Annotated in this window: 19 protein-coding genes; 4 read left to right on the plus strand and 15 right to left on the minus strand. The window is 51.6% G+C overall.

The window, feature by feature from the left end:
• Positions 1-122 precede the first annotated feature (122 nt).
• Positions 123-1,163 (plus strand): NADP(H)-dependent aldo-keto reductase, encoded by a 1,041-nt coding sequence (locus tag AC0T7J_RS13100; RefSeq protein WP_473794738.1) that lies wholly within the window; start codon positions 123-125, stop codon positions 1,161-1,163.
• 40 nt (positions 1,164-1,203) lie between these two features.
• Here AC0T7J_RS13100 and AC0T7J_RS13105 read toward each other — a convergent pair whose 3' ends face one another.
• The 5 genes from AC0T7J_RS13105 to AC0T7J_RS13125 all read right to left on the minus strand — a co-directional run bounded on the left by AC0T7J_RS13105 (position 1,204) and on the right by AC0T7J_RS13125 (position 5,629).
• Positions 1,204-1,656 (minus strand): GNAT family N-acetyltransferase, encoded by a 453-nt coding sequence (locus tag AC0T7J_RS13105; protein WP_473794739.1) that lies wholly within the window; start codon positions 1,654-1,656, stop codon positions 1,204-1,206.
• Positions 1,653-2,426, minus strand: a complete 774-nt coding sequence (locus AC0T7J_RS13110) for an FCD domain-containing protein (RefSeq protein WP_010248663.1) — start codon at positions 2,424-2,426, stop codon at positions 1,653-1,655. The genes AC0T7J_RS13105 and AC0T7J_RS13110 overlap by 4 nt, the downstream gene beginning before the upstream one ends.
• A gap of 96 nt (positions 2,427-2,522) precedes the next feature.
• Positions 2,523-2,840, minus strand: coding sequence for a PTS sugar transporter subunit IIB (locus AC0T7J_RS13115; RefSeq protein WP_473794741.1), 318 nt, complete (start codon positions 2,838-2,840; stop codon positions 2,523-2,525).
• A 15-nt stretch (positions 2,841-2,855) separates the two neighbouring features.
• The gene (locus tag AC0T7J_RS13120) at positions 2,856-4,283 is read right to left on the minus strand and encodes a glycoside hydrolase family 1 protein (protein WP_473794743.1); all 1,428 of its coding nucleotides are present in this window, start codon (positions 4,281-4,283) and stop codon (positions 2,856-2,858) included.
• Positions 4,280-5,629, minus strand: a complete 1,350-nt coding sequence (locus AC0T7J_RS13125; RefSeq protein WP_473794745.1) for a PTS sugar transporter subunit IIC — start codon at positions 5,627-5,629, stop codon at positions 4,280-4,282. The genes AC0T7J_RS13120 and AC0T7J_RS13125 overlap by 4 nt, the downstream gene beginning before the upstream one ends.
• 178 nt (positions 5,630-5,807) lie before the next feature.
• Here AC0T7J_RS13125 and AC0T7J_RS13130 point away from each other — a divergent pair, with 178 nt between their 5' ends.
• Positions 5,808-6,116 (plus strand): PTS lactose/cellobiose transporter subunit IIA, encoded by a 309-nt coding sequence (locus AC0T7J_RS13130; RefSeq protein WP_031592523.1) that lies wholly within the window; start codon positions 5,808-5,810, stop codon positions 6,114-6,116.
• Between the two features lie 32 nt (positions 6,117-6,148).
• On the opposite strand, the gene lysA is transcribed toward AC0T7J_RS13130, so the two are convergent.
• Complete coding sequence (lysA, locus tag AC0T7J_RS13135; protein ID WP_473794747.1) at positions 6,149-7,405, minus strand: diaminopimelate decarboxylase; 1,257 nt, start codon at positions 7,403-7,405, stop codon at positions 6,149-6,151.
• Positions 7,406-7,507: 102 nt separating this feature from the next.
• On the opposite strand from lysA, the gene AC0T7J_RS13140 reads away from it, so the two are divergent.
• Positions 7,508-8,428 (plus strand): LysR family transcriptional regulator, encoded by a 921-nt coding sequence (locus AC0T7J_RS13140; protein WP_473794749.1) that lies wholly within the window; start codon positions 7,508-7,510, stop codon positions 8,426-8,428.
• Here AC0T7J_RS13140 and AC0T7J_RS13145 read toward each other — a convergent pair.
• Positions 8,425-9,588, minus strand: coding sequence for an MFS transporter (locus AC0T7J_RS13145; RefSeq protein ID WP_473794751.1), 1,164 nt, complete (start codon positions 9,586-9,588; stop codon positions 8,425-8,427). The two genes, AC0T7J_RS13140 and AC0T7J_RS13145, sit on opposite strands and share 4 nt — an antisense overlap.
• A gap of 361 nt (positions 9,589-9,949) precedes the next feature.
• On the opposite strand from AC0T7J_RS13145, the gene AC0T7J_RS13150 reads away from it, so the two are divergent.
• Complete coding sequence (locus AC0T7J_RS13150) at positions 9,950-10,576, plus strand: serine protease family protein (RefSeq protein WP_473794753.1); 627 nt, start codon at positions 9,950-9,952, stop codon at positions 10,574-10,576.
• A 51-nt stretch (positions 10,577-10,627) separates the two neighbouring features.
• Here the strand turns inward: AC0T7J_RS13150 and AC0T7J_RS13155 are convergent, their stop codons facing one another.
• The 8 genes from AC0T7J_RS13155 to AC0T7J_RS13190 all read right to left on the minus strand — a co-directional run bounded on the left by AC0T7J_RS13155 (position 10,628) and on the right by AC0T7J_RS13190 (position 17,884).
• Positions 10,628-11,575 carry a fimbrial protein gene (locus AC0T7J_RS13155; RefSeq protein WP_473794755.1) on the minus strand — a complete coding sequence of 316 codons (948 nt, stop codon included), beginning with the start codon at positions 11,573-11,575 and terminating at the stop codon, positions 10,628-10,630.
• A gap of 120 nt (positions 11,576-11,695) precedes the next feature.
• Entirely contained in the window at positions 11,696-12,259 is a 564-nt protein-coding gene (locus AC0T7J_RS13160) for a fimbrial protein (protein WP_473794757.1), read from the minus strand.
• A complete protein-coding gene (locus tag AC0T7J_RS13165; RefSeq protein ID WP_473794759.1) occupies positions 12,256-12,768 on the minus strand; it encodes a fimbrial protein in 513 nt (170 codons plus the stop codon). The genes AC0T7J_RS13160 and AC0T7J_RS13165 overlap by 4 nt, the downstream gene beginning before the upstream one ends.
• A gap of 12 nt (positions 12,769-12,780) precedes the next feature.
• Entirely contained in the window at positions 12,781-13,320 is a 540-nt protein-coding gene (locus AC0T7J_RS13170) for a fimbrial protein (protein WP_473794761.1), read from the minus strand.
• Between the two features lie 10 nt (positions 13,321-13,330).
• Positions 13,331-13,969: a fimbrial protein gene (locus AC0T7J_RS13175; protein WP_473794763.1), complete on the minus strand. Its 639-nt coding sequence runs from the start codon at positions 13,967-13,969 to the stop codon at positions 13,331-13,333.
• A 45-nt stretch (positions 13,970-14,014) separates the two neighbouring features.
• Positions 14,015-14,761, minus strand: a complete 747-nt coding sequence (locus AC0T7J_RS13180) for a fimbria/pilus periplasmic chaperone (RefSeq protein ID WP_473794764.1) — start codon at positions 14,759-14,761, stop codon at positions 14,015-14,017.
• 31 nt (positions 14,762-14,792) lie between these two features.
• Positions 14,793-17,336 (minus strand): outer membrane usher protein, encoded by a 2,544-nt coding sequence (locus AC0T7J_RS13185; RefSeq protein ID WP_473794766.1) that lies wholly within the window; start codon positions 17,334-17,336, stop codon positions 14,793-14,795.
• A complete protein-coding gene (locus AC0T7J_RS13190; protein WP_473794768.1) occupies positions 17,336-17,884 on the minus strand; it encodes a fimbrial protein in 549 nt (182 codons plus the stop codon). Before AC0T7J_RS13190 ends, AC0T7J_RS13185 begins: the two co-directional genes overlap by 1 nt.
• Positions 17,885-17,933: the final 49 nt, after the last annotated feature.

Raw genomic sequence — 17,933 nt, forward strand, 5'->3', positions numbered from 1 at the left:
TGCCACCGATTCCCGGCTGGCAGGTGATTTCCCCGACTTTTCCCCCTTCCTTCCCCGCCATTGCTCGCGCTATAGTCCCTGAGGACACAACATTCCATTCCATAAAGAAAAGGAAGCTGGCAATGCACTATCATCGTATTCCCCACAGCACGCTGGAAGTGAGTCAGCTGGGGTTGGGCACCATGACGTTTGGCGAACAGAACAGCGAAGCCGACGCCCATGCTCAACTGGATTTAGCTATCCGTTCCGGCATCAACTTTATTGATACTGCCGAGATGTATCCGGTGCCCCCGCGTCCGGAAACCCAGGGTCTGACCGAACAATATATTGGCAGCTGGCTTAAACAGCGCGGCAGCCGCGACAAAATCATTCTGGCCAGTAAAGTGGCCGGGCCGTCACGTGGCAATGATGCGTCGATTCGCCCGGATATGGCGCTGGACCGTAAAAACATCCGCGCAGCACTCGATGCCAGCCTGAAACGCCTGAATACTGACTACCTTGATCTCTACCAGCTGCACTGGCCACAGCGTCAGACCAACTATTTTGGCAAGCTCGGCTATCAGTACAGCGAAACGACCGCTCAGGTGACGCTGCTGGAGACGCTGGAAGCGCTGACCGAACAGGTGCGCGCCGGTAAGATCCGCTATATCGGGGTGTCGAACGAAACCGCGTGGGGCGTGATGCGCTATCTGCAACTGGCAGAAAAGCATGAACTGCCGCGCATTATCAGCATCCAGAATCCCTACAGCCTGCTGAACCGCAGCTTTGAAGTGGGTCTGGCCGAAATCAGCCAGCATGAAGGCGTAGAGCTGCTGGCGTATTCCAGCCTGGCGTTTGGTACGCTAAGCGGCAAATACCTGAATGGCGCGCAGCCTGCGGGCGCACGCAACACGTTGTTCAGCCGCTTTACCCGCTACAGCGGCGAGCAGTCACAAAAGGCGATTGCCGAATATGTGGCACTGGCTCAGCAGCATCAGATTGACCCGTCGCAGATGGCTCTGGCCTATGTGCGTCAGCAGCCGTTTGTGGCCAGCACACTGCTGGGCGCCACTACGCTTAAACAGTTGCAGATCAATATCGACAGCGTCAATCTGACCTTAAATGCAGAGATCCTGGAAGGCATTGAGGCGATCCACCGCCGTTATACCTATCCGGCACCCTAAGCGTTCTGTTGCCAGCGGCCGCGATGGCGGCTGGCATCTCTTACAGGTCGCGATAATAGAGTTTTACCGGCTTAGCGGGATACTCCAGCGCTTCGCCCTGTGGCAGCCAGCCATAACGTTCGTAGTAACCCCCAAACGTTGACCATAACCACAACCGTGGATAGCCCCTTGCCTGTGCATAAGTGATGACATGCTGCTGCAGCGCCTCACTGACACCTTTGCCACGCACCGACTCATCAACATAGAGCGCCGCCAGCCAGGGGAAAAGATCCTGACGGCTGATCAGGTCGCAGCGCCAGAATCCCACCGTGCCGACTGCCCTGTTCCCCTCCACGGCAACGAAAGTCACCGGAAAATCAGCACCGATAAGGCTGCTGTTCACCACACTGGCAAAGAACGCCCGGCTGGTGGCTTCACCAAATGCGCGCCACTGCCAGTCAATGATCTGATCGGCAAATTGGGGGGCATCGCTGAGCGATACAATCTCGATCACATCAGTTTCCCCTGAAAGATCGGAACTGAATCAAACAGGTAGCCATCAAAGTCAGGCGCATCGGCGTCGGAAAGCTCCAGCAGCGTATTCTTGACGTTCTCAAGGTGCTGCCAGGTCGATTGCCAGGCCCCCATCACATCACGCCGACGCAGAGCGGCCAGGATTGTCTGGTGATCGCCGAGCCACTTCAGGCGATAAGCGCGGGTTTCAAACTGCGGGCGCAGCTGCTGCCAGAGCGGGCTGCTGTCATGATGTCGCCAGATACTGGTGACGGTATCGAGCAGCATCTGATTCTGACTGGCACCCGCCAGCAGCAGATGAAACAACTTGTCGTTGTCCTGACTGCTGTCGTTGGCGGCGATAGCACGCTGCTCCTGTTCCAGCGTACGGCGCAGATTTTCGATGTCCGCTTTGGTCGCCATTTTTGCGGCAAAGGCTGCAATATTGCTCTCCAGCAACTGACGTGCCTGTAGCATTTCAAAGGGGCCAACGTCGCTGCGGAAGAAGGCCTCTTCTTCATCATCACTGGCGGAAGGAATACGCATCACATAGACGCCGGAGCTCTGGCGGATATCCACCGTCCCTTCCAGCTCCAGCATCAATAATGCCTCGCGCACGATGGTCCGGCTGACGCCCCAGGTTTCAGCCAGCTGACGTTCAGGCGGCAGGCGCGATCCCACCGGATAGTGCCCGTCACAGATCTGCTGACGCAGGTGCTGACCAATTTCCTGATACTGCTTTTTTTCTTGCGGCGCTTCGGCTTTGTCCACACTGTCACCCTTTGCAATCAATGCGCTAACGGCATTGCCGCGGTTCCCTGCGCGACAATGCCCGCGAACCGGGGAAGCTGGTTCGCAAACTGGGGCTCAGTGTATCAAAGCCAGCGCCTGATCGAGTACCTTTGCACCATTCAGCGTGCCGTAAGCAACCGTATCGATCACCGCGATGGGCAACTGATAGCTGTCGGTGAGCTTTCTGTTCTCCTCCAGTTTGAAGCGCACCTGTGGCCCGAGCAGCACGACCACCACCTCGTTGCCGTAGTTTTGCAACTCTTCACGCAGGTTTTGCTCCGGAATGGCGTAGATCTGCAATGCCAGTCCGCGAGCGGCAGCCTCTTTTTCCATCCGCGTCACCACCATTGAGGTCGACATGCCCGCAGCACAGGCCAGAACAATTCGTTTCATGCTCGTTTCCTCGTGTTATTTCGGCTCATCATCAAGCCACAGGGTAAATTGCTGCGTGTCGCGCAGCGTACGGAACCAGTGGGCAGATTTCTTCATACGGCGCTGACGCTGCTTATCTAAGTCGATTTCGATAAGACCATAGCGATTTTTAAAGGCATTCATTGGCGAGACATTGTCGGTAAACGCCCACAGCATGTAGCCCTGACAGTTAATGCCCGCCTGACTGGCGCGTATCGCCTGATGCAGGTGCTCGCTGATAAACGCGATGCGGTAATCATCCTGAATCTCTCCGTCGGCATTTTTGAACTGCGCTTCGTTCTCAATTCCCATACCGCTTTCAGCCACAAACCACGGGATATTGCCGTACTCATCGCGCATCCGCTGCGCCATATCCCAGATAATTTCAGGCTGTATTTCCCAGCCGCGCGAACGGTTCATCCGCCGTCCCGGCAATTCAAAGTGTTCGTAATACCAGGCGGGATGAAAGGGCGTCCCGGGATGCCAGGCGCGGGACGGTGCCTTCACGCGATGCGGATAGTAGAGATTAAGCCCGACCTCATCGACGGTATTGGCGGCAATAATCGCCAGCTCTTCCGGGGTGGTTTCCCACTCAATCTGATGCTTATCAAGCAGCGCCAGCAGCTCCGCCGGATACTCGCCTTTAATGGCGGGATCGAGAAATACCCGGTTATAGAACAGGTCATAAATATGCGCCGCCTTCTGGTCGTGCGGGGCTGATGATCGCGGATAGGTGACTTCCGGATTGAGTATGGTACCAATGCGACCAGCATAGCCTGCCGCGCGGAACAGCTGCACTACCCGGGCGGTCGCGAGATTCTTGTGGTGATTCCACTGCATCCATTTATGGGTGTTCTGCTCATAAGGCCAGCGCAGCGCGTCGAGATAGACGCGGGTCTGCACCACAATCGGCTCGTTAAACACAAACCAGCGCGTGACCCGACCGGCATAACGTTTAAACACCTGTTCGACATAACGGATAAAGAGTTCAACGACATGCTTTGACTGCCAGCCGCCATACTGCTCCAGCAGCGTGGCGGGCAGCTCGTAATGCTCCAGACAGAGCATCAGTTCAATGCCATGGCGCTGCATTTCATCAATCAGCCGGTCATAGTAAGCCGCGTATTCCTCATCGACCGTGGCGGTTTCGTAATCGATCAGGAAACGCGACCAGTTGATTGAAGTGCGGTAGTGGGTCAGCCCGCTGGCCTTCATTAGCGCCACATCCTCACTAAAGCGGTTGATAAAGTCGGTGGCAACCGCCGGGCCATAGCCGTTGTGCCAGACGTGACGATCCTGCTGATACCAGGCGTCAGGCCAGGAGTCCTGCCCCGCTTTTTTTCCGATCCAGCCTTCCGTCTGCCAGGCGGAGGCAGCAGCCCCCAGAATGAAATTCTCAGGTATGTGGACAGTCTGACGACTCATAACACCTCCGTCCGGTTGGGGTTCAGCTCAGGTTGCAGGCTCTTTGCTTCCGCTGCATCCGCGCGGCGGGCTGCGACTTTCACAAATGGCAGGTAGATAAGTACTGACACCAGAATGCAGACCATCTGCGTCACCACCGCACCCATCGATCCGGCCGTTGAAAGCCAGGCATTGATAATCGGAGGCGTGGTCCAGGGCACCATCACCACGGCTTTCCCGGCAAATCCCATCACCGTAGCGAAGTAGCCGATAGAACCTGTTACCAGCGGTGTGATAATGAAAGGGATAGCCAGGATCGGGTTAAGCATAATCGGCATACCAAATATCACCGGCTCGTTGATATTAAAAATGCCTGGCCCGAACGACAGTTTGGCGATTTCACGCATCTCTTTGCGCCGCGTCGCCAGCATCACGGCGGTGAGTAGCCCGATGGTCAGGCCGGAGCCGCCGATGCTCATATAAACATCCCAGAACGGCATGGTGATGATGTTCGGTGCCTCTTTCCCCTGCTCAAAAGCGGTCATGTTGACCATAATCGCGCCCAGCAACAGCGGCTCACGGATCGGCTTCACCATCTGGTTGCCGTGAATACCAATCACCCAGAACAGCTGGGCGACGAACATCAGAATCAGAATGCCCCACAGGCTCTGTACCACCGACTCCAGCGGCTGCTGCACCACCTGGTATACCGCGTCGTAAAGGTACATGCCGGTGACGCGATGGAAGATAAAGCCAAAGGTCGCTATCAGCGTCACGGTGATGATTGAGGGGATTAGCGCAGAGAAAGAGGCGGCCACGTTGGGCGGCACCGTGTCGGGCATTTTGATTTTCAGCCGCTCAACCTGTTCGAGGCGGCAGTAGATCTCTACCGACAGGATGGCGATAAACATGCCGAGAAACAGACTCTTGGTATCGGAGAATTGTTTAGCCAGCACGTCGGTGACCAGATGCATCTGCCCATCGACCATCATCTGTAAGGTGGTCGGTGTCACGGAGACAAAGCAGATGATCGCCAGCAGGCCGGGAAACAGCGTTTTTATACCGTTGATGCGCCCAAGCTCAATACCAATCAGGAACACCGCACCAATGTTGAGAAAGCTGAGCGTGGCGTAATTAATACTGCTGGTGATGGGCTTGAGGTCAGCTAAAAAAGCCAGGGCGGCAAAGCTGGCAAGGCCATTTTTGCTGTCCAGCACCATGTTAGAGATCAATACCGAGAAGGCGCCAACAATGATCACCGGCATCAGGGTAATGAACGAGGCTTTAATCGCCATGATGTAGCGATAGCTGTTAAAGCGGGTGGCAAAGCTGCCCAGGGAATCGATAAGGCGGTCCTGTAGAGACATGATCAACCCTCAGAGATGTAAGATCGGTATTCCTGTAATCGTCGCGGTCTTCCCTGTTAGTGGCATACCAAAATGACGAATCTCCTCGGTTTTTTCTGTGACCAACCTCCCGGAAACGCTTATTGGCATTCCAGTATGATTAAAACGGCCAATTTGGCATACCAATAGCGGAGGCGTTATGGATTACGAACAGACCATGATGGAATTGCTGATCAATGCAGGGGAAGCCCGTTCGTCGGCGATGATGGCGATTCAGTGTGCGCGCAAACGCGACTGGGCCGGGGCTGACGCGGCGCTGGCTGCTTCAGATACCGCGGCAAAAGCGGCACATAAAATTCAGACCGCGCTGATTGGTGCAGACGAAGGAAGCGGAAAATTGCCGGTCACGCTGATTCTGGTGCATGCGCAGGATCATCTGATGAATGCCATGCTGTGCCGCGAGCTGGCAGAGGAGCTGGTCATGCTGCGCAAAGAGATCTATGGCTGACAGGCGGCGCGCTGGCCGCCTGAGTGAGGTGGTTAGCTGATTTCCAGTGCCAGTAACGACTCAATAGTCTGCGCGCGCCGGATCTCGCGCGGCTGGCCCTGCTCAAACAGGATTTCCGGGATCAGCGGACGGCTGTTGTAGTTAGAGGACATGGATGCGCCGTAAGCACCGGTGTCGTGGAACACCAGGTAATCGCCAACCTTTGCCGCCGGAATCGCGCGTGGTTCGACCATGCCGCCCTCCAGCTGGGTAAAGACATCACCCGATTCGCACAGCGGGCCAGCGACCACCGTGTCGATAGTCTGCTGCTCATCAATCGGCCGCTCATCGCCCGCCATCAGCGAGATATGGTGATAGCTGCCATACATTGCGGGCCGCATCAGGTCACTGAAACCGGCATCGACCAGCACGAAGTGACGGCTGCCCATCGACTTAACCGCCCTTACCTGAGACACCAGCACACCCGCCTCGGCCACCAGGAAGCGGCCCGGTTCGATCTCCAGTTTTACCGCATGACCCAGATGCTGAGCGATACGCTGCCGTGCGGCATCCCACAGGCCGAAATAGTGATCGGTATCGATCGCCTCTTCGCCATAGCGATAAGGCACAGAGAGGCCGCCGCCCGCAGAGATCGCGGTCAGATCCTGACCCGACGCCATCACCAGTTCAACCATCGCATCACAGACCTGCTGCAGATGCGCATAATCGACGCCAGAACCGATATGCATATGAATGCCCACCAGCTTCAGGCCGTGCTGCTTAATCGCCGCCAGCGCCTCGGCTAAATCGGCGTGCCAGATACCGTGCTTACTGTTTTCGCCACCGGTATTGGTTTTCTGACTGTGGCCGTGTCCAAAACCAGGATTGACGCGCAGCCACACCGCATGTCCCGGTGAGACCGCGCCGAGCTGATGCAGCATATCGATCGATCCGGCATTCACCGGCACCTTTAACGCGGTCACTCGCTCCAGCGTCGGCTGATCGAACAGATCTGCGGTAAAGACGATCTCGTCACCGCCATGCTGGTAGCCCGCGGCCAGTGCACGTTCAATTTCACCCAGCGATACCGAGTCCACTTTCACACCCGCCGCGCGCATCAGGCGCAGGATATGCGTATTCGAGCAGGCTTTCTGCGCAAAGCGCACCACATCAAATGCCTGCAGCTGGGCAATACGCGCCTGAATAATCTGCGCATCATAAGCCCAGAATGGCCCGGCGTAGCGGCGTGCCAGCGGCAGCAGGTTAGCGGCGCTGAGTGCGGTTTCGGTACTCTGTAATGAACGTGGCATGGCAATTCTCCTGTGGCAATAACGGCATTAAGCCAGAATCGTGTCATAGCGAAAAATATCTGTTTTAATAGCATCTATTCAGAATGGATATAGGAAGGGTGCGTGGCGAACATTAACTGGCGGCATATCGAGATTTTTCATGCGGTGATGACCAGCGGCAATCTGACTCAGGCCGCGACACTGCTACACACGTCACAGCCGACAGTGAGCCGGGAGCTGGCACGCCTGGAGCAGCAACTGGGATTAGCGTTGTTCGGGCGGGTACGCGGTCGCCTGCAACCGACGGTGCAGGGATTGCGTCTGTTTGAAGAGGTACAGCGATCCTGGTACGGACTGGATCGCATCATGGAAGCGGCTGAAGGACTGCGCCAGTTCCGTCAGGGTGAGCTGTCGATCGCCTGCCTGCCCGTTTTTTCGCAGTCGCTGCTGCCTCCACTGTGTCAGCCCTTTTTACAGCGCTACCCGGATGTAAGCCTGAATGTGATTCCCCAGGAGTCGCCGCTGCTGGAGGAGTGGCTGTCCGCACAGCGCTATGATATCGGCTTAACTGAAACCCAGCACGCTCCGGCCGGTACTGACCGTCTCGCCCTGCTCACCTGCGATGAAGTGTGCGTATTGCCTCTGAATCATCCTCTGAGTCAGCGTACAGAGCTGACGCCGCACGATTTTGCGGGCGAACCGTATGTGAGCCTGTCGCGCAGCGACAGCTATCGTCAACTGCTGGATGCGCTGTTTCAGGAGCAGGGCGTCGAGCGGCGGCTGGTGATGGAGACGCACAGTGCCGCTTCGGTGTGCGCCATGGTCAGAGCGGGCGTGGGCATTTCGATTGTGAATCCGCTGACGGCGCTGGATTACGCCGACAGCGGTGTGGTGATGCGTAAGTTCAGCGTGGCGGTTCCGTTTACCGTCAGCCTGGTGAGGCCGCAGCACCGCCCTGCGTCGGCACTGGTCGATGCCTTTGTCAGCCATCTGCAACAGCAGGTGGCTGACTTTCCGGCACGCATCGCCGCCCGCCTGGCTTAAACGCTAACCCTGGCGGCTGCGCGGCCCGGTTTACGGAAAGTGATCAGACAGATCAGCAGGCCGATTGCCGCCAGCGCAGCGGCAGCAACCGGCACCGCCGTCAGGCCATATCCACGGCTAATGACCGCACCGCCGACCCAGGCACCCAGCGCATTGCCCACGTTAAACGCCGAAATGTTCAGGGTTGAGACCAGGTTCGGTGCCTCTTTGCCGTGACGAACCACATTGATTTGCAGGCCCGGCACCGTCGCAAAGGTCGCCATCGCCCACAGGAACAGGGTGATCTCCGCCAGCCACAGCGCATGGCTGGTCCAGCTGAACAGCAGCGAGAAGATAGCGATCAGTGAGAAGCTGAGGATCAGGCTAAAGGAGACTTTCCAGTCGGCCAGTTTGCCGCCAAGAATGTTACCGACCGTCAGGCCTGCGCCAATCAGGAACAGTGTCCAGCTGACGCCGCGATCGCTGATGCCCGTTACCTCTAACAGTAGCGGCGCAATGTAGCTGAACAGCGCAAACATCGCCGCGGCAAAAAACACCGTCATCAGCAGCGACAGCCACAGTTTCCCGTTGGCCAGTGCCCCGATTTCACTCGCCAGATGAACCGGCTTTTCCTGTTTATTGTTGGGCAGACTCACGATCAGGGCGATAAACGCCAGCACGCCAATCACTGCCACGCCCCAGAAGGTGGCTCGCCAGCCAAACATCTGTCCGAAACTGGTCCCCAGCGGAACGCCCAGCACATTGGCTAAGGTCAGTCCGGTGAACATCAGTGCGACAGCGGAAGCCTGACGACCGGCTGGCACCAGACTGGCGGCGACCACCGCGCCAATACCGAAGAAAGCACCGTGACAGAGCGCGGTGACAATGCGTGCCAGCATCAGCAGGTTATAATTGTAAGCCAGCGCACACAGCAGGTTGCCGACAATAAATATCACCATCAGCAGAATCAGCGTTTTTTTACGCGGCAGCCTGGCGGTGAGCAGCGCCATAATCGGCGCACCAATCGCCACGCCCAGCGCGTAGCCACTGATCAGCCAGCCCGCCGACGGAATCGACACCTGAAGGTCACGCGCCACCTCCGGCAGCAATCCCATAATGACAAACTCGGTGGTTCCGATGGCGAACGCACTCAACGCCAGCGCCATTAATGCTACAGGCATAACACTCTCCCAATATCATTTGCAGATGAACTGCGCAGACGCGCGGCCCCTCGACGCTTATTAAAGTTTGATTTGCGTCACGGTGAGCATTACAGCACAGCGCAGATGCGCGACATAGCGTGTTCGCAGCAAAGGATTATTGCCGGGGCCGCAATAATCCTGCCGCTTTGCCGGAACAAATGGCTTTGTCAGCCTGCTGGTCAAGCCCATTAAAGCGCACATGACCCAGGGTCAGGTTGTCATTTCCCGCGAACCCGTTACGCTTTTTAGTGCGTATTTAATTAATAAATCCTTAACGTTGCCGATATATCCCTAATCAATTGCCAGGTGATGTGATCAACTTCTGACGCAGGGAGAGAGAATGCAACGACTCATAGCCTTAATGGTGTTTGGCTTAACCGGCTGCTCGGTGGGTCATTATGAGTACAGTAAAGAAGCTGAAAAACGGGTGGATATGACCGTGACCGGCATTCCCACCGTGCTGGGTTTAGGCACGCTCGGTACCACCATCCCACTGACGCCGGAGTACAGCCTGACCGCCGCCCATGTGGCAAAGTTTTCGCTTTACCGGGTAAAAGCCTGGCATCCGCAATGCGATCTGGCCGTGGTCTACCACAAAAACAGCGAAATGAACCTGCCACCCAACTTTCGTAACAGCCACATCGGCGATCAGGTCAATCTCTACGGCTACAGTTTTATTTCGGCCATGCCGGTCAGTTCCAGCGGGCAGAACCTGATCAATACCACGCTGGCGAACAGCTGGAACAAACCGGACTGCATCGTGGTGGCGGCGAATGCGGGGGTGGTTAAAGGGATGTCGGGCGGCGCAGTCTATAACGCCTCTGATGATACGCTGGCGGGCGTGATTATCGGCTACAGCAATAACATCAACGACAATGTGAGCGGTAAGACACTCTATAAGAACGTTGCGCTCTATGTACCCTATGCACGATTTCAGACCTGGCTGGATCAGGCGATTAAATCCTGAGGAAGTAATCGCCCTGAGCAGAAAAGATTAAACAGGAACGCAGTACATCTGTTAAATTTCGGTGACGACAAGTGTGGCAGAAGCCGTGAAGTCACCGGTCGCGATCTTGCTGGTTAATATTGACGGATTTCTTAAGACACTGAAGACCAGGTTAGCGATATCTGATCCGCCCGCAGGTACATTCATAGTAAATGAAGCACCATTGCTGATAGTGACACTATCTTTGCTCATACTCACGCCTAGCGCAGTGTTACTGGTGGTCATTTGTGATGCTGACCAGGAGACAGGAACCATATTGAGTTTCAGCGTAAAATTGTGCGCACTGCTCCCTGTACAGCTTAGTGTAAAGCTTTTAGTTTCGTCATATTCCCCACCAGGCTGAATGGGAATTTTAGAACGTTCCAGCTCACCAAAAGCCACATCAATACTCGGAGTGGTAGCACTACAGGTGTCTGCAGCAATGCGATTAATGGGCGCGGAGCACATAACTTGTCCCACCGGATAAGTGTAATTTATTCCCCAGATTAACCAGCCGCTGGAGCTATTTACGCCAGTGATGCTAAAACAGAGATTTTTGTATGCATCAGGATTCCATACATCTCCCGACCCCGCGTTTATACCGGACGTTATGGTGCCGCTGAGGCTGTTACCGCTCGTAAGAAATTTTCCTCCCCATGTTCCCCAGTTCATCGCTTCCCATGCTGGATATGAAGTGACTCTCTCATAGAAAGGACCCACTAATTTTGTACAACTTGTGTCGGAAGTACAATTAGCAAGGTAAATTTGCAGATTGGTTGGCCTGTAAGGCATCGCCGTTCCATCATGAGCCGAACTGATTTTGGTCATCGTGAAGTTTATTCCGGGACCACATACTCCATTAGTTCCACTGCATGTAACCTCGAAATCGTAGGCGCTGGCATTAAAACTCAATAGCCAGAGAACAGCACCTGCCAGTAGTGTCTTGCATAAAAACAGGTAGATTATGTTTATAAACTTCATAAGCTTTTCTCTCGTATAGCTCATAACCTGTTTAGCAGGTGCAGCTATGATTTTGTCAAAAAGTAAGGAATAAAAAATATATTTATAAAGCGCCGTTTAACCTATGAGTCAGTAAACCGGTTATTCATAATTAAGTGTAAAAGTGGCCACCGCACTGAATTCGCCTCTGACTATTGAACGGTTTTGAATTGCAGTCGGTCTTGCCTGCACATAGCCCTTTAATACTAATTCAGTGGTTCCGGAAGTAAGTTCAAAAGCAGGTGTAGCTTTATTAAAGGGTAATACAGTACCACCCGTGGTTTCGAGGCCGATTGCAATACCACTTGCCGCACCCGATACAGCTAACATGTCGGTCAGTTCGCTGTCAGGCGTGCCGGTAAAAGTCATTGTTACTGTTGTACCGAGCGATAAATCGCACTCCAGTAAGCGCACGGTAAACGTCTGACTGTGGATCCGTTCATTGATATAAAGATATTTATCAACGATGGTACCAAAATCTAACTCAATGTTTTCTGTTGTTGGATCAAGGACACAGGGTTCAGCAACAAGGTTGCCGTTAAACAACAGATTATTGGTTACGGCACTGGCTTTATCATGAACCATCAGCAATGAAAATATGAACAGCATCGGCAATGTTGTTGATAACACTTGCTGAAAAAAAGTCCTTTTATTTTTTGACATCATTCATACTCCGCCAACAATGTCGCCGTAGCCGTAAACGCACCTTCTGTTAAAGTGGCACCTGATGCAACGGGAACAGCTTCAAGCTTAGGCGGGTTATTATAATCAATCACAAAAGATTGATTAATCACTACCGCCTTTCCACTTTGTAAGATCTCAATACCTAAGCCATTAATACTGGTATTAATCGCTCCGGTGTTATACGACGTCTGTGTTCCCTGTAACGTCATTTTGAGATTTGCGGTTTCATCAGGATCTTCACATTCAAGCGTATAGTCGATCGGTTGTATATAGTGCTGACCGTCAACTTTATTTATACCTACATTGCCAAAATTTATTTCAATAATGCCATCATTATTGATGAGGCAGGGCTTACGTTTTAATGTACCGTGAATCTTCACATCAACCGTATCACCCGTCTGAGCAGCGAATGAGAATGGAGTAATGAAAATCTGCAGTACTATAACAATGAGTAATCGCAGATTTGACCGCGTATGTAACCGGGCGTTCATCGTTACTAATCCTTATTGATAATCCACTTTCAGCGTTACCGATGCATTAAATTCCTGCCCATTACTGAAAGAGGCCCCCGTATTTTTAACGACAACGACTTCCAGCGCAGGTGGCGAGGAACCATCAATGGTGAAAGCGGTATTGGGGCTAACCTGAGTACTGTTCTGCAGCAATTTAATGCCCAATCCTGTGACATCCGTGTTCAGCAGCGTGCTGTCAAAAGAGGATGCAGTACCAACCCATTGCATCTGGATGGTTTTACCTTCCGCATCGCCTTCGCAGGTTAACGTGTAGGGCACGGGTTTTTTGTAATTGTCTCCGGTGATTTCATTGATATACACATCACCAAATTCAACTGCGATAGCCTCATCACTACCGAAAGTACAAGATGCACTCGCGATAACCGTTCCTGTGATATTAATGGGAACGGGGTTCATCGTAATGGCACCATTGGCGTAAAAAGGATGGGCCACCATACAGCCTAAAATAATCAAATTTTTCTTTAAAAAAGAACCTGCACCAAAGGGTCTTAAAGCGTGTTTTACAGACATAGCATCGCCCTCAGTCATAATTTAAACGAAAGCTGACAGTCGCTGTAAAAGCACCGGCAACCAACGGGGCTGAGGTTCTCTCAGGCACAACATACCAGGTAAGCACATCACGATGGGGCGAAACAAACACCGGCTCACTTCGACTTCCTAAACGGACATCACGCTGTAGGCTATCAAGCAGGCGTAAACCCAGTCCTTGCGAACCGTCGACCTTAACCAGCCCCGGTGAATTGTCATCCGCAGGTGCAACAAAGGAGACAGAGACGACAGGCTGCAGGTTATCCCAGACCGTTCCTCTTTTAACGGTATCCTGCAGACGCCCGCCGTTCATCAGACAGTCTCGCAGGATCAGCTGAAATGGCACAGGCGTACCGCGCTGACCTGCAGTAACAAAATCTCCGGTCGTCACAGTACCAAGTTCAATCTGTTGCCAGGCGCTTTGCATCTCCAGTCGACATGCTCCCTGCGTCAGGGCACCTGAAACATGGAGTACGCCAGATTCTCCATCAACATTGCTAAAATCTTTCGCCCATGTAAAAGATGAGGTTAATAATAAGCAGGCGATGATAAGACCTGCTGCAAGTCCCGGGAATGCTCTCACTCCAGAGAAGACATGATTTTTTTTAAAACAAGACGCTTCGATATCCATAGACTATTCCTGGTTTTTTATTATCAACGCTCATCTTGCGCAGCATTAACCTGCTTTATAATCACTCACGTTACATGCCGAACCGCTGCAGCGGAAAATTAACTTTGGTCGACCACCATAATCATTGATGAAGGTCAGCGCAGGCGCATTCCCCATGACTTCTGCACCCACTGGCAAAATAGCACTGCTCTGTGGTGCAATCATAACAGGTTGCACTGCGGCAATATCTTTATTAGCTACGCTTGCTGTTACCAGAGTAAAGAAATAAGGTGTTTTATTATTAACACGATACTTCCCACCTTCCAGCGTCATAGTGATATTATCTTTAAAGATATTAACCATTTCCGCTGGTTTTTTCATTAAAGTATGTGGGCGGTAAAACATCTTAATACGTGTCTGTAACGCTATCTGCAATGTATTGGGTTTATTACTTCTTGGTGGGATCTCCCGCAAATTAAAGTAATAAAGCGTTTCTTTGTCCTGAGCCAGTAAATTCGCTCCTGCTACAGACTGAATTTTTAGCTGACTTTTTGCTAAGGGTTCGATGCGCTGTAAAGGCGGCAGCAGAATAAAAGGTGATTCAATTTTATTCCCATTGGCATCTTCGATCCATCCCTGCGCCAGATACGGAAGTTCTTTATTTTTATTACTGATATTCACGCTCAATGATTTGTTACCACCATCAAACACGATGCGGGTACGATCCAGTGCGATGGCAGCATTCGCCTGCTGAGTCAATAGAGTTCCAGCCAAAAAGCTAACAAGAATGGACGGTAGAAATTTCAATTTCATTACAAACCTCAATCAATATTGCAGGAAAATCTTAATTTCCCGTTACTGTTTCGCAGGGTAAAAGCAATGCGCTGGTTAAAGGTGGTAATGGTTTTGGCAACGTTATGCTGCATTTATCTTTGCCATCCCACTTAACTTTCATTGTTTCACCAGCATTTATTCCGGTCAGCCAGATACTTCCATCATCATTAATGATACCGGTCTGATAACCACGATTATTTTCAACTACTGCACCAAACGGAGGTGATTTACCATCGATAAGCTTAATCACTGCCATCGCTTTTTCGCCAGAAACAACACCGAGTTTGCGATAGCCAATAGCGCCTTCAGTCAGCGACCCCTGAACAACAGAACGTGGTGCATCGACATTATCAGCCAGCTTGTCGAGATCAATACGCACACTGCTGCGATAGTAATTATTCAAATCACCAATAACGGCGCTGCCCATAAAATTACTGTGACTGACACCGCCAGTACCCACCAATGGTACGCCTGCGACCCCGTCAGTATCGACCATCATACGGGTTCCACCCACAGTGCTGACACGGTGTAATGCCACCCCTTTAGCCGTTGCAGTAAGCCCGCCCTGCAGTGACATGCCAAAAGCGGTGTACTGACTGTCGTTGTAGCTGGCGCTGGCCGTCATACTGGTTAAATCACCATCACGGGTGTAATAGCCATTCACATTCGAGTGACCACTAGCATCTACCCCTGCACCTAACTGATAGTTACTGTTATTATCGATGCGCTCGTTAAGACTAACAGAGTGTGAAGCGTCGCCACCCTGATACTGGCTATCATAACTAATAGATCCACTGTTACCCCAGGGAATGCTTAATGTCATATAGGCGCCATCATCATTCTCATTATTGTAAACTGAACGATAGGCAGTCAGGTTAAGACTTAGCCCCTTTAATCTCATAAAATCAAAATACTTAGCCAGTGAAAACGTATAGTTATCACTTTCTGGTCTGTCCCAGTATGTTTGGTGACTGTAATTTAAATAAGTGGTCAGACCCAATGTTTCGAATTGCTTATTAAAGGTTACTGTATAAAGCTCTTTACCCTGTCCGGCATTGGTTCCCGAATAGCGTAATTCAAGATACTGGGTCATGCTCAGATAATCGCGTTCGGAAAAGCGGTATCCGGCAAACGTCACCTGGCTATCAAGTTCCTCAAAACGTTTGGAGTAACTAAGTTTATAAGACTCACCTACTTTGCTGCTTTGATCAGGAAATCTGGCTCGCGCCTGAGTAACGTCCAGTGATAATGCGCCCAGAGCCAGTAAATCTCGTCCTATACCCGCTGACACCGCATTATAATCACCGCCAGCCAGCGCACCACCATATAATGACCAGCCGTTATTAATACCCCAGGAAAATTCGCTGCTGGCGAAACCAGGCCCACGGGTATTCCGTAAATAGTCTGACGGCTGGCCAATTGCCATTTTATAACGCACGATGCCTGGTCGGGTCAGATAAGGAATATTGGACGTATTGACCTGAAAAGTACGAATGCTGCCATCCTGCTCCTTAACCTGTACGTCCAGGGTACCTACCACCGCAGAACTTAGATCCTGTATGCGGAATGGTCCAGCGGGTACCTGAGTTTCATAGAGCACGCGTCCCTGCTGCATGACCGTCACTTTAGCATCAGTTTTTGCCACACCACTGACTTCCGGGGCATAGCCACGTAAATTTGGTGGCAGCATGCTGTCGTCCGATATCAGACTCGCGCCTATAAACCTAAAACTGTCGAAAATATCAGAGTAAAGATAGTTTTCGCCCAAAGTAAGTTTTGCACGCAATGCACCAATAGACCGGTACATATAGTAACGGCTCATCCGCAAAGAACGTTGCGAAGGTTCATTAACACCCGTTACATGATTATAATTTCCCTGCCAGTCACCACGTAAACGCCACGGCCCCGCATTCAAGCCCACTACACCATTACCACTAAGATCCTGTTCATTCTTATTATCTTCAGATCGGGTAGTGTTATGTGCATTGAGATTATAGTCGAGTATGACTCCAGGTATTCCCTGGTCCCAGCGCGAAGGCGGATCCCAGTTATCGGCAATATATTCGATATATTCCTGCGGGATGGAAACGTCCAGGGTGTTTTCGGCAAGATTACCTGAGACATGAGCGCCTGGTAACGAGGACATATCAATACAGGTCCCATCTTTTTGCCAGACCAGCTTATTTTTGTATTTATTTTTCAGGCCGATTTGTTCTGCCATCTCTGCTGTGATGCAGGCCTCGCTGCCCTTAGGATCATCCGAAGGTGCCTTAAACATGACATCGATTTCATTAAACTGATGATGGTTTACGCGCAGTACCATGTGGTACTTTCCCGGCATAACATATCCTGCCCGTGCAAAATGGCTCAGATCAATGTGCTGGCGATCTTTTACATCCAGAACGTCGGTATTAAATTCAATTTCTTTGCCATTGAAATCATCTGCAGCTTTAGCATAAAAACTTCCGCTTAAAGCAAAAAGGATACTGATAAACAAAGGCTGCAACTTACTTCTTAAGTTCAGCAGTTCGGTTTTTTTTCTTTTTCCATTCATCAGTAATAATCCATTTTAAAGCGAATAGTACTTTGGAAATTTCCCGGTCGTACTATTTTTTGATTTGCCATTAAGCGCAAATTGAAGTTCAGGTTCATGCTATCTGGTTCAAGAGCGTATTGGGGCATTGCTTTTCCTGGCGTTGCCACATTCCCTGCTTCATCACTAATCTGAATCCCAACACCACTCGCATCGCCATCAGCCCTGAAAAGAGCCATGTCAGTTACATTGCCATCGAATGTAATAGAAAATTTCGTCCAGTTATTGCTGGAATTGATATTGCTCATCGAGCGCTGCATCGGTAAGGAGCAATTTAATAAATTAATTGTGAATGACTTTGACGGACCCACACCATCGTTAACAATTGTACTGACAGGAAGGGTTGATAAATCTACACTCTGATAATGGCTTCCTGCACCGATAGCGCAAGGCGTATCAATAATTGAGCCTTCCAGACTAACACTACCGTGTCCCTGATTGACTGCACCGGCAGACGAAACCAGGCAATACGCGGCCAGGGGAATTAAATAGACGAGAAAAAATCTCATATTAATTATTACCCGGTATAAAAATTATTATTATTTTTAAAAATAAACA

This window comes from Pantoea sp. E956-1, from assembly GCF_982223955.1.

Coding starts and splice junctions, on each gene's coding strand:
- AC0T7J_RS13115 (WP_473794741.1), bottom strand. CDS start 2,840: ATGAAACGAATTGTTCTGGCCTGTGCTGCGGGCATGTCGACCTCAATG.
- AC0T7J_RS13170 (WP_473794761.1), bottom strand. CDS start 13,320: ATGTCTGTAAAACACGCTTTAAGACCCTTTGGTGCAGGTTCTTTTTTA.
- AC0T7J_RS13125 (WP_473794745.1), bottom strand. CDS start 5,629: ATGTCTCTACAGGACCGCCTTATCGATTCCCTGGGCAGCTTTGCCACC.
- AC0T7J_RS13165 (WP_473794759.1), bottom strand. CDS start 12,768: ATGAACGCCCGGTTACATACGCGGTCAAATCTGCGATTACTCATTGTT.
- AC0T7J_RS13150 (WP_473794753.1), top strand. CDS start 9,950: ATGCAACGACTCATAGCCTTAATGGTGTTTGGCTTAACCGGCTGCTCG.
- AC0T7J_RS13155 (WP_473794755.1), bottom strand. CDS start 11,575: ATGAAGTTTATAAACATAATCTACCTGTTTTTATGCAAGACACTACTG.
- AC0T7J_RS13120 (WP_473794743.1), bottom strand. CDS start 4,283: ATGAGTCGTCAGACTGTCCACATACCTGAGAATTTCATTCTGGGGGCT.
- AC0T7J_RS13160 (WP_473794757.1), bottom strand. CDS start 12,259: ATGATGTCAAAAAATAAAAGGACTTTTTTTCAGCAAGTGTTATCAACA.
- AC0T7J_RS13145 (WP_473794751.1), bottom strand. CDS start 9,588: ATGCCTGTAGCATTAATGGCGCTGGCGTTGAGTGCGTTCGCCATCGGA.
- AC0T7J_RS13175 (WP_473794763.1), bottom strand. CDS start 13,969: ATGGATATCGAAGCGTCTTGTTTTAAAAAAAATCATGTCTTCTCTGGA.
- lysA (WP_473794747.1), bottom strand. CDS start 7,405: ATGCCACGTTCATTACAGAGTACCGAAACCGCACTCAGCGCCGCTAAC.
- AC0T7J_RS13130 (WP_031592523.1), top strand. CDS start 5,808: ATGGATTACGAACAGACCATGATGGAATTGCTGATCAATGCAGGGGAA.
- AC0T7J_RS13190 (WP_473794768.1), bottom strand. CDS start 17,884: ATGAGATTTTTTCTCGTCTATTTAATTCCCCTGGCCGCGTATTGCCTG.
- AC0T7J_RS13100 (WP_473794738.1), top strand. CDS start 123: ATGCACTATCATCGTATTCCCCACAGCACGCTGGAAGTGAGTCAGCTG.
- AC0T7J_RS13180 (WP_473794764.1), bottom strand. CDS start 14,761: ATGAAATTGAAATTTCTACCGTCCATTCTTGTTAGCTTTTTGGCTGGA.
- AC0T7J_RS13185 (WP_473794766.1), bottom strand. CDS start 17,336: ATGAATGGAAAAAGAAAAAAAACCGAACTGCTGAACTTAAGAAGTAAG.